Annotated in this window: 2 protein-coding genes and 1 pseudogene; 2 read left to right on the top strand and 1 reads right to left on the bottom strand. The window is 69.9% G+C overall.

The window, feature by feature from the left end; translation table 11 throughout:
• Nucleotides 1-17 precede the first annotated feature (17 nt).
• Nucleotides 18-525, bottom strand: a pseudogene (gene fae, locus AC2W7M_RS24435) (formaldehyde-activating enzyme).
• A 317-nt stretch (nucleotides 526-842) separates the two neighbouring features.
• Between fae and AC2W7M_RS24430 the strand changes: the two are divergent.
• Together AC2W7M_RS24430 and htpX are read left to right on the top strand one after the other, a co-directional pair.
• Nucleotides 843-983, top strand: coding sequence for a hypothetical protein (locus AC2W7M_RS24430; RefSeq protein WP_486135615.1), 141 nt, complete (start codon nucleotides 843-845; stop codon nucleotides 981-983).
• A gap of 123 nt (nucleotides 984-1,106) precedes the next feature.
• Nucleotides 1,107-2,000: a zinc metalloprotease HtpX gene (gene htpX / locus AC2W7M_RS24425; protein ID WP_486135613.1), complete on the top strand. Its 894-nt coding sequence runs from the start codon at nucleotides 1,107-1,109 to the stop codon at nucleotides 1,998-2,000.
• The last annotated feature ends 29 nt before the right edge of the window (nucleotides 2,001-2,029 follow it).

The following is a 2,029-nucleotide window of genomic DNA, read 5'->3' as shown; positions in this document are numbered from 1 at the left end:
CCCGGCCGCGCCGGAGGTCAGGCGGCGAAGGGGTGCTTGGCCTTGTCGCGCTCGGCGGTCACGGTCGCCGGCGGTGGGCGTGCCGGCGACGGCGCGCTCGATCGAGAGCTTGGTGGCCTCGTAATTGTACTGCTGGATCTTGGCGTCGTCCGCCGCCTCCCAGTGGATGAACACGCCGACGCAGATGAAGATGTCGTCGGCCTCCTCCATGGGGATGGTGCCCTCGGCGACGCAGTCCTGCACCGCCTTGGCGACGCCGTACTGGGCCGGGCCGAACATCTGCACCGCCTGGCGCGCGTCCTTGATGGTCACCTTGTTGAACATCACCGTGTTGGGCTTGCACGGCAGGTTCGGGGCGATCACCGCGAGCAGCGAGGTGAAGCCGTCCTTGTTGTTGGTGAGGCTGGTGCAGAAGGCGGTCTCGACCGCGCTGCCGCGCGGGCCGATCAAGAGGTCGATATGGGCCACCTCGTTGCCTTCGCCCACCAGCGCCTCGCCCACCAGGACCTTGGAAATCTTCGCCATCTTGAGCCTCCCTCGTCGGATGGATCCCAGGGTGGCCGCCGCCGGAACCGGGCAGCGGGTCCACGCCGCCTATCCTTGTTGCAGCGTCCGGCGGGAGGCCGGACCGGTTCGCCAGATAGCGCGGCCGAACCTAGCCGAGCCCCCCGCCGCCAGCAAGCGGCGCGGGGGCGCGGCGCCGGGACACGGCGACAGGATCAAGGGGGCGGGACGGCGGGCGTCAACGTCCGCCGCCCGCCTTTGAGGGCCTGCCAGAGCGGCGGGAGGAGCGGAGCGCCTGGGGCCGGCCTTCCGTGGCCCGTTCGAGCGCGCCCGCGCGGATGGGGGCCATCGAGAGCGACATCGCCGGCGGCGACTTCCTCTATGCCGCCGGGCATCTGTGCCTGTCGGTGCAGGACCGTGGCCCCGAGCAGGCGCGGCGCCTCGTGGGCCTCCTGGTCCAGGGGCTGCGCCAGGCCTGAGCGCGGCGGCGGGCGCCTCTTGCAGCGGAAAGCTCCGCTTCCCATCCTTATGGCGTCGATCCGGCGCGAGGCTGGCAACCGGATGCAGCGGAGGCGGCCGGTATCCGGGTCCTGGAGGAGAAGATGAACCACCTGAAGACGGTGATCCTGCTGGCAGGCATGACCGCGCTGTTCATGGGCGTCGGCTACATGATCGGCGGCCAGGGCGGCATGATGATCGCCTTCATCGTCGCCGCGGGCATGAACGTGTTCAGCTACTGGAACGCGGACAAGATGGTCCTGCGCATGTATGGCGCGCGCGAGGTCGACGACCGCACGGCGCCGCAGCTCGTCGGCATGGTGCGCCAGCTGGCCCACAATGCCGGCCTGCCCATGCCGAAAGTCTACATCATGGACAACCCGCAGCCGAACGCCTTCGCCACCGGCCGCAACCCGCAGAACGCGGCGGTGGCCGCCACCACGGGCCTTCTGGAGATGCTCACCCCGGACGAGGTGGCGGGCGTGATGGCGCACGAATTGGCGCACATCAAGCATTACGACACCCTCACCATGACCATCACCGCCACCATCGCCGGCGCCATCTCCATGCTGGCGAACTTCGGCATGTTCTTCGGCGGCGGCCACAACCGCGAGGGCGGCAGCCCGTTCGGCGCCATCGGCACCATCGCCATGGTGATCCTCGCCCCGCTCGCCGCCATGGTGGTGCAGATGGCGATCTCCCGCTCGCGCGAATACGAGGCCGACCGGGGCGGCGCCGAGATTTCCGGCAATCCCATGGCGCTCGCCAGCGCCCTCGCCAAGATTTCCGGCGGCGTCCACCAGGTGGAGAATTACGAGGCCGAGGCCAACCCCGCCACCGCGCACATGTTCATCATCAACCCGCTGTCGGGGGCGCGGATGGACAATCTGTTCTCCACCCACCCGGCGGCGGAGAACCGCATCGCCGCGCTCACCGAGATCGCCCGCCGCATGGGCGGCACGTTTTCACGGTGGCGGCCGCCCCGCCCCGCCGGCTGAGCGCCCCGGCCATGTGCTCGCGCTTCGTC

This window comes from Xanthobacter sp. BG11Y11_SDJG (assembly GCF_057364445.1).
This window is presented reverse-complemented; position numbering and strand designations above follow the sequence as displayed.